Source organism: Vibrio sp. Vb0667 (genome assembly GCF_033391095.1).
In genome coordinates, this window is record NZ_JAWPOL010000167.1 from 1 (window position 1) to 1450 (window position 1450).

The following is a 1450-nucleotide window of genomic DNA, read 5'->3' on the forward strand; positions in this document are numbered from 1 at the left end:
TGTATGGTACTCGCTGGAGACTTAACAGAAAGCAAGTGGGGGCAAAAGCTTGGTTCGGATTACTATGCCCATGGATTTGAGGCACCGGCGGAACAAGTTCTGAGATGGCTGCCGTGGGCACAATGGGTGAAAGCGTTCTCGCCATTCGACCGATTCTGTTCACGATGGAAAGCTTGGCAACGCTGGCTCAATAAAATTCCAATGCTAAAGCACCGTCTCACGCCAGTGCTTGTTCACATCAAGTGGTAATTGGCTAGTCATTAAGCACTCAGGTACACTCGTCGATCTAAACAACGAGGTGCCTGTGACAAACTCTATTTTCTCTCCTTTATCGAATCCTCAAGTGCATCGTCAGGTGTTAGCGCTCGCGATCCCGATGGTGTTGTCGAATATTACCGTTCCACTATTAGGCTTAGTCGATGCGGCGGTGATTGGGCACCTAGAGCACGCGTGGTATTTGGGCGGCGTTGCGTTGGGCAGCACTATGATCAGCGTAACGTTCTGGCTGCTTGGCTTCTTACGCATGTCGACGACTGGCCTAGCGGCGCAGTCTTACGGTGGTGAAGACAAAAAACAGCTCGCATTGGTGTTCATACAGGGCTCATTCATGGCTTTGCTGTTTGCTTTGGTGTTCCTCATAGCCCATAACCCACTTGCTGATCTGATTTTTGGCTGGAGTGATGCCAGTGCTGAAGTGAAGCACTACGGCATGCAATATTTCTCTATCCGAGTGTGGAGTGCGCCGGCGGCACTGATGAATTTTGTGTTGTTGGGCTGGTTGCTCGGCACGCAAAACTCCAAAGCGCCTATGTGGATGGTGATCATCACCAATGTCACCAACATCGCTCTCGATTTGTTATTTGTGATGGGCTTAGGTTGGAAAGTTGAAGGTGCTGCGCTTGCATCCGTGATTGCTGATTACTCAGGCATGGCGTTTGGTTTGGTCTGCGTGTGGAAGACATGGCAAGCACGTCAGTTGCCGTCACCCAAGCAATTACTTGCTGACACTCAGCATGGGCTAGGGCGATTTGTGAAACTCAATCGCGATATCTTTCTTCGTTCATTATGTTTGCAAGCTGCGTTTAGCTTTATGACGTTTCAGGGCGCGAGCTTTGGTGATGATGTTGTCGCGGCAAACGCTGTGTTGATGAGCTTCTTGATGATGATTTCCTACGGCATGGATGGTTTTGCCTACGCGATGGAAGCGATGGTGGGGAAAGCGATTGGCGCGAAAGACCGAGCTCAGCTTAGTGATTCTCTGATCGGGACATTCTTTTGGAGTCTGATCATCTGCTTAGGGCTTACTGTGGTATTTGGCTTAGCGGGATCGAATTTGATCGCCATGATCACTTCTATTGCGATTGTGCAGCAGCAAGCAGCGATCTATCTACCTTGGCTGGTGGTGATGCCGTTGACATCCATGTGGTGTTTCTTATTCGATGGCATTTTT

At 49.7% G+C, this 1450-nt stretch carries 1 protein-coding gene and 1 pseudogene; both read left to right on the top strand.

The genetic code is table 11. The features are described from left to right. Nucleotides 1–249, top strand: a pseudogene (locus R8269_RS24310) (class I SAM-dependent methyltransferase); the annotation flags it as partial. A gap of 55 nt (nt 250–304) precedes the next feature. Continuing rightward, a partial coding sequence (locus R8269_RS24315; protein ID WP_318222787.1) for an MATE family efflux transporter occupies nt 305–1450 on the top strand: 1146 nt, incomplete at its 3' end.